Raw genomic sequence first — 7,502 nt, 5'->3', positions numbered from 1 at the left:
ACTGTAGAAAGGTCATGTGACCTTTTTTATTTTGTTATAACATAAAAAGGCCATCAGGCCTTTTTTTCATTATAATAGTTGGTATTCGTCAATTAGCATGATGGTTTCTCGTCCTTTGTTATCAACGATTCTGACTTGTCTTGGGTAGTAAGGGTCGAAAGGAATAGGGAAATCAACAGCGATTTCTAAGGGGAAGTCTTTTTGACTGAAGCGCAGGGTTGTTTTTCCTTTGCGATTGATCAGTTCAAATTTTAAAACAGAATTTAAGGGGTAAACGTGTTTGAGATAGTTATCAATGACATACCAGAAACTATCGATAATATCATCTGGTAGGCTGGTCATGACTCCAAAACTTGCATAGCGACCTCTTGTATTTGTAAACGCCATATTGTCTCCCTTCCTATTTTTATTAAGTACATAGTACTTGTTTTACTTGGATATTGCAAGTATTAAGTTCGAAAAAAAGAGCTTTCGCTCTTTCCAACTTTATTTATTTCGCAGTTCAACATAACGGTTGTACCAAATTTTAATGTATTCCTCAGAGAATGGACCTAACTGGTTGTTAATCCAGTCTACAAGGATTTTGACATTTTCTTTTAGGATAAAGTCAATGTCATCTGAATAGTTCATTTTGCGTTTGTGCTGTTCGTATTCTTCTACGTCCAGCAGTTTCTTATCACCATCTGGGAAGACTTTGACATCAAGATCATAATCTATATACTTTAGTGCTTCTTGGTCCATATAATATGGACTGGCAAGATTACAATAATAGGATACTTCATTATCTCGTATCATAGCGATGATATTGAACCAGTACTTCTTATGAAAGTAGACAATTGCTGGCTCTCTTGTAATCCATCTTCTACCATCGCTCTCTGTGACGAGAGTATGATCATTGACGCCGATAAGTGCGTTTTCCGTAGTTTTTAGTACCATGGTGTCCCGCCAAGTTCGGTGGAGACTTCCATCATGTTTATAACTTTGAATTGTAATAAAGTCGCCTTCTTTAGGTAGTTTCATAACTTACCAACTTTCTACAATCTAAGTACATCCTCTATATTGTATCATATTTTCATGAAAATAAGGGATTTTCATGTATTTTTATTTAAAGGAATTCTCGAAGAGCTGTAGAAATGTCTGAGTAGTCATACCCTTTGCGAGCAAGAGCTTGGGTGAGGCGTTGTTTGAGTTCGTAGCCCTCATATTTTCGTGAGTATTTCTGATGCTGTTTTTCTAGTTCCTTCATAATCAGGTCGAGAGTTTGTTCTTCATCTTGCTCGATGCCTAATTGGTGATAGGCGTGCTTAGCAACTTCATAACTAAAGCCTTTATTGATGAGATTTTGAGTGATTTTATCTTTTAAGGCTCTTGGTGGAAGTTTTTTAACGTATTGCTTAGTTAGTTTTTGGGCAGTACGTTGAGCTACTTCGGAAAAATCAAATTCTGGGGTGATCTGATCAATATAGTGGGAAGAGACACCTTTTTGAATGAGCTTTTGCTTGAGGAAATAGGGTCCCTTGTCACCTGAGAGGTGATTGGATTGAAAGATAGCACGAGTATAGGCCAAGTCATCGATCCATTTGTCTTCTTTTAGGGTGTTCATGACGGTTTCAATGGTAGATTCGTCAATTTCATGCTTGGCTAAGTAGTCGCGTACTTCGCGGCATGTACGGGCTTTAAAGGAAAGGTGGTAGAGGGCTAAATTTTTAGCGTAGGAGAGCTGGGCATAGGTTTGAATTTCCTTGAGTTCTTCCTGGCTAATTTCTTTGTCTCGTGAGAGCATGAAGCGGACGATGGTGTCTTCTGTAATGTAGAGGATTTGGGCTTGATCCAGCTCTAGAAGGTAGAGACGTTTTTTCTTTTCTAATTTGGTGATTTTCATAGGTTTCCTGTTTCATTTGAGTTTTATTGCAGTAAATAATCAGTCTTTCTCTCTATATTATTCGTGTTCTTATTGAGAAATGGCCTGTAATTCCTTGTTTTTCTTTTCAATTTTATCATATTCTAAGCGAATGAGAAACTACATGGTATAATAGACATATGAATCTAAAAGTTAAACAAAGAATTCCTTTGAAAATCAAGCGAATGGGAATTAATGGAGAAGGGATTGGCTTTTACAAGAAAACCTTGGTCTTCGTGCCTGGGGCTTTAAAGGGTGAAGATGTCTTTTGCCAAATTACTGCGATTCGGAAGAATTTTGCAGAAGCCAAGCTCTTGTCCGTCAACAAGGCTTCCAAGTATCGAGTAACGCCAACCTGTGATATCTATGAGACCTGTGGAGGCTGCCAGATCATGCATCTGAAGTATAGTAAGCAGTTGGAGTTCAAAACAGACTTATTGCAGCAGGCCTTGAAGAAATATGCTCCTACCGGCTATGAAAATTATCTGATCCATCCGACGCTTGGGATGGAAAAACCTCAGTATTATCGGGCTAAACTCCAATTTCAGACGCGTAAATTTAAGGGGCAGGTCAAGGCCGGTTTATACGCTCAAAATTCTCATTATTTGGTGGAATTAAGGGACTGTCTAGTCCAGGATCCGGTCATTCAGGAAATCGCTAACCATGTAGCGGAGTTATTGACCTACTACCAGATTCCGATTTCAGATGATCGGAATCAATTTGGAGTTCGTACTATCATGGTGCGCCGGGCTCGTAAGACTGGACAGGTCCAAATGATCGTGGTGACTAGTCGACAACTCAACTTAACAGACTTGGTCGCGGATTTGGTGAAAAAATACCCTGAAATTGTGACGGTGGCAGTCAATCTGAATACCTCCAAATCCAGTGAGATCTACGGGGAGAAGACGCAGATTATTTGGGGACAGGAGACTATTCGAGAAGGGGTCTTGGATTATGAATTTTCCTTGTCTCCGCGGGCCTTTTACCAGTTAAATCCTGAGCAGACCGAAGTCCTCTATAGTGAAGCTGTCAAGGCTTTAGATGTATCGCCAGAGGATCATTTGATTGATGCCTACTGCGGGGTTGGGACCATTGGTTTTGCCTTTGCGGATAAGGTCAAGAGTGTCCGGGGAATGGACATTATCCCTGAAGCGATTGAGGATGCCAAATACAATGCTAAGCAGATGGGCTTTGAAAACACCCACTATGAAGCTGGGACGGCTGAGGAAATCATCCCTCGTTGGTACAAAGAAGGTTATCGAGCAGATGCAGTCATTGTGGACCCACCACGGACAGGACTTGGGGTTCAATTGATTGACACCTTGTTGCGCTATGCTCCTCAAAAGATGGTCTACGTTTCTTGTAATGTTTCCACCCTAGCGCGAGACCTCGTGGATTTGACCAAGGTGTATGATGTCGTCTACATCCAGTCTGTGGATATGTTTCCCCATACAGCTCGGACAGAGGCTGTGGTGAAGTTAGTGAAGAAATAGTCTGATCAATAAAGTCTGCTATCCTTTGATTACGGATTAAGATATACAGGAATAAATGATAAATAGACTATTATTTAGATTTTAAATAGTTATACTAAATAAGAAATTAGCAAATTTGAGTTGTTAATTTTTTATTTTAGTAGCTGATGTTCGTTTTTCAGTTAGTTGAAATAATTTATTCTTTTTGATTATGTGTTTGGTTTTCGTCCATTTTTATAGTTTTATAAGTATTTTAGGAAGAATAATGGAACTCTCTTGTTAATGTTAGATAACTGATTCGCATCTTTTCCTATTCGCGAAGACTATTTGCAATTGATTCTATATTATCTAATATAAATTGTATGTTGTTCCTTGGTTTATTATAATGATAGCATAACACACGAAACGAATAGCTGATAAATATTCAAGAATAATGCGTTTTTTACAAATTGTAAGATTTAAATATTAGGGGGGATTATAAATATATTTTAATACCATCTCATATAACCTATAATCATAGATTCTAATCTAAAAATTTAAAATGAGTTTCATTATTTAGGCTCTAAAAGTCATTTTTTGTTTTATAAATAAAATTAATAAACATAGGTAAACTTTCTTGACTATTTAATAAAAATAAATTATACTAAAATCGTATTTTAGGTACAAAATTTAATCATAACAAGGGAGTTTATTTGATGTATTTTAATCGAAAGAATGCACAACAAAAGAACTGGCGGATGATCAAAAAAGGAAAGCATTTCTTATTTGGTTGTTCGCTTGTCTTTGCGATCGGGGCTACTTTAGCTGCTCCAACAGTTAAAGCTGATAGTGTTGAAGATAAGCCTGAAACTACAGTGCCTACTTCATCGGAATCTACTGGGGAATCAACCACCTACGATGCTCCGGCAGTAACTGCATCAGTTGAAAAGAATATAGCTGATGTAGCAACAGTAGTTTCAACAGAAGCTGAGACTGCGCCTTCATCACCTTTAGTTGATAAAACTAAATTAGAGGTTGCTTTGGGGCAAGCAAGAGCTAAAAACTTGGATGGTCAAGAAGCTTCAGTTAAAGCTGAAGTAGCAGCTGCAATTGCTGAAGCAGAAGCATTGGTTGCTAACGAATCTGTAAGCCAAGCTGAAATCAATCAAAGTGTTGAACGTTTGAATAAAGCTGTAGCAAGTGTTAAAGAAGTTACCGCAGTAACTACTGAGACACCATCTGAAGAAACTACAGAAGTAACATCTGTTTCTTCTACGACAACTCCTAAGGTAAGAAGTAGACGTGCTCTATCAGAAGGTAATGTTCGTTCAGTTGATGAATCGAGACTTGATCGTGTTACAGTAACGAAAGATAACTTTGATAGTTTCTTTAAAGAAGGTGGTACGGCAAATTATGATGAAACGTCTGGCACAATTAAATTAACAGATGATGTATCTGGTCAAGTTGGTAGTGCTTACCTTCGTTTTAAAATTGATCCTAAGGAAGACTTTACCTTTACTGGTAAGGTAGATATTGGTGATAAATATGAAGGACATAAAGTAAATGGTCGCGATGGTGGAGATGGAGTTGGTTTCGTCTTCCATACAGGTAAGGTAGATACTATTGGACAATCTGGAGCGTCTATTGGTATGGGAACTATCAAAAATGCCTTTGGTTTCAAACTGGACTCATGGCATAATACCTCGAATCCAAATGCTAACCAAAATGCATCAGCCGATCCAAAATATGGAAACGGACGTAAAATAAATGGAAAATTTGAGTGGGAGCAAAATGCCTTCGGTTCATTCTACTCATCAAATAATGCTGGTAGGGTAACGACAAGTAGCTCAGCAGCAAAAGCTCTAAATCCAAAACCTAATGGCGAATGGGTAGACTTTAAAATTGAATATAAAGGTCAATCAAAAGAGTTTATTGTAACTTACGGTTCTGAAAAATGGTCAACTAATTTGAAGACTGCGAATGCTTCAATCATGGAATCATCTGCTAAGACTGCTCTTAACAACTCAAATGCAACTTATGCGTTGTCATTCTTAGGAAGTACAGGTTCTGGTACTAACTTGCAACGTGTACAAATCGAAAAATTTGAGTTTACAGCACCACAAATTGTACAAGTAGCCTTCTATGATGAAGCGGGTAATGAGCTTGCAGCAAGTAGTGCGATTCCAGGAGATAGAGATCAAGTTGTTAATTTGAGTAATATCGAAGCAGTACAAAAAGCTATTACGAAAATAAAAGCAAAAGGATATACACTTAAGGAAGTTAATTCTGATAGAGCAGAAACATATAACTCGGGAGCTAATACTGTAACACTTAGAAGTGGTGGACAGTTACTGAAGTATGTATTTGCAGTGCCTACTCCAGAGGTAACTAAAACATTACCTTCAGATGGTGGTATGCTGCGAAATGGAGGTATTAAATCAACTGATAATACATTATCAGGGACAGGAACACCTGGTGCAACTATTAATATTAAAGTTGCAGGAAACACAGTTGTAGACAATGTAACAGTAGAAAGTAACGGTAAGTGGACAGCGACACTTCCAACTGGATTAAATAGTAATGTAACGACACAAGATCAATTAGTACCAAAAAATAGTTTAGTAGTTACACAAAAAATAGGTGTCAGTGAAAGTGAAGCAGCAACAGTAGATGTTGCACTAGGTGAATCAAGTGTAGTGCCATCAACAGAATCAAAAGATCAACAAAGTCTTGTTGCAGAAACTACTACAGTTACACTAAAAGTGCCTCACGATGCAGGAATTGCTTACTTTGATTACCCTAATGCTAACAATGGTAGAAGTGAAGTAGCTATTAAACGCGATTCAATTCCTGGGGCATGGACTTCAAAAGACGAATCAAAAGCAGTTGTTACCTCATACTCTAGTGATGGTTTCTTTGATACAGTTGTTCTTGAAATGAAGGATAAAATCCAAGCAGGTAAAGCTAAAGTAATTTCAAACATCAAAGAAACTAAATATTCAAGTCCAGTTGGTTGGAAAGAAATTAATGTAGAAGCAAAACCTGACACAACACCACCAGCAGCACCAACTGTAAACGCCGTTAAGGCAGGTGCTACTAGTATTACTGGTACAGCAGAAGCTAATTCTACAGTAGAAGCTACATTACCAAATGGTAGTAAAGCAACTGCAACAGCCGGTGCAGATGGAAGCTTCACTATCCCGGTTTCAGGGTTAAATGAAGGAGATACAATTAGCGTTACAGCAACAGATGCTGCTAACAACAAATCAGATGCTACAACTGTAACTGTAAAAGAGAATGTTCGTCCGACCTTACACATTCCATATGATGATCCTGCGACACAAGCCATTTATGTTTACTCTGGTGAAGAAAATAATATTGAGCTAAAGGTAACTGATAATTCAGGTAAGATTGTAAAAGCTTATCTAGCTTTGCCACAAGATAACCGCAGTGGCCTTGGTGCAGAAGACACTACCTTCTTAAACGGTAGAACTAAAGGTGGTTTGTATCTTAAGACTGAAGGTATTCATGTAGAAACTACTGCTACAGAGTCAACTCCAGCTATCGTTCGCGTAACTGGTGAAGTTCCTAAAAACACTTACACAGAAAGTAACGGACAACTCACTCGTTACCTATTTGCTGAAGATGCAGCGGGTAATACAAGCTATGAACATGTTGGTGATGCGACTACACCAGGACAACTTGGGCGTATCCGTTTTATGTGGAAACCACAAACTTTCAAATATAACGCACAAGCGCCATCAACACCAATCGTGACAAATACAGTACCAAATGCTACGGAATTAGCAAATGCAGTAAAAGCAGCAAATCCAACTTTTAGCGATAAAATTGATAGTGTTACGTTAAATGGAACTAATGTAACTGTTACTTATAAAGATGGAAGTACAGACACACTAGCTGCGGCTTCAGTATTTAGTATTGAGGCGGTAGCACCAACAGTAACACCAGTTAAAAATCCATCAAGCCTAACTACCCCAGAAAAACAAGCGGTAGAAGCTGCTGTAAGAGTAGCGAATCCAGATGTAGCAACAGTAGTGGTAGGAAATGATGGTTCAACAACATTAACTTACTCAAACGGCTCAACAGCTACATTAACCCCAGCACAAACTGTCAAAGCAGCAGATGCGAAC

At 38.3% G+C, this 7,502-nt stretch carries 5 protein-coding genes; 2 read left to right on the top strand and 3 right to left on the bottom strand.

Annotated elements, in window-relative coordinates:
- Positions 1–69: 69 nt before the first annotated feature.
- From HMPREF9421_RS09590 to recX, 3 genes are all read right to left on the bottom strand, one after another.
- Complete coding sequence (locus HMPREF9421_RS09590; RefSeq protein WP_006596829.1) at positions 70–387, bottom strand: DUF960 domain-containing protein; 318 nt, start codon at positions 385–387, stop codon at positions 70–72.
- Positions 388–486: 99 nt separating this feature from the next.
- On the bottom strand, positions 487–1,020 hold the full coding sequence (gene ntdP, locus HMPREF9421_RS09585; RefSeq protein ID WP_006596828.1) for a nucleoside tri-diphosphate phosphatase: 534 nt from the start codon (positions 1,018–1,020) through the stop codon (positions 487–489).
- A gap of 85 nt (positions 1,021–1,105) precedes the next feature.
- Positions 1,106–1,882, bottom strand: coding sequence for a recombination regulator RecX (gene recX, locus HMPREF9421_RS09580; protein ID WP_006596827.1), 777 nt, complete (start codon positions 1,880–1,882; stop codon positions 1,106–1,108).
- Between the two features lie 158 nt (positions 1,883–2,040).
- Between recX and rlmD the strand changes: the two genes are divergently transcribed.
- Complete coding sequence (rlmD, locus tag HMPREF9421_RS09575; RefSeq protein WP_006596826.1) at positions 2,041–3,393, top strand: 23S rRNA (uracil(1939)-C(5))-methyltransferase RlmD; 1,353 nt, start codon at positions 2,041–2,043, stop codon at positions 3,391–3,393.
- Between the two features lie 674 nt (positions 3,394–4,067).
- Positions 4,068–7,502, top strand: a 3,435-nt coding sequence (locus HMPREF9421_RS10990; RefSeq protein ID WP_006596825.1) for a lectin-like domain-containing protein, incomplete at its 3' end; no start/stop codon positions are given.

Origin of the sequence: Streptococcus australis ATCC 700641 (genome assembly GCF_000186465.1) — a bacterium.
Lineage (GTDB): Bacteria > Bacillota > Bacilli > Lactobacillales > Streptococcaceae > Streptococcus > Streptococcus australis.
This window is presented reverse-complemented; position numbering and strand designations above follow the sequence as displayed.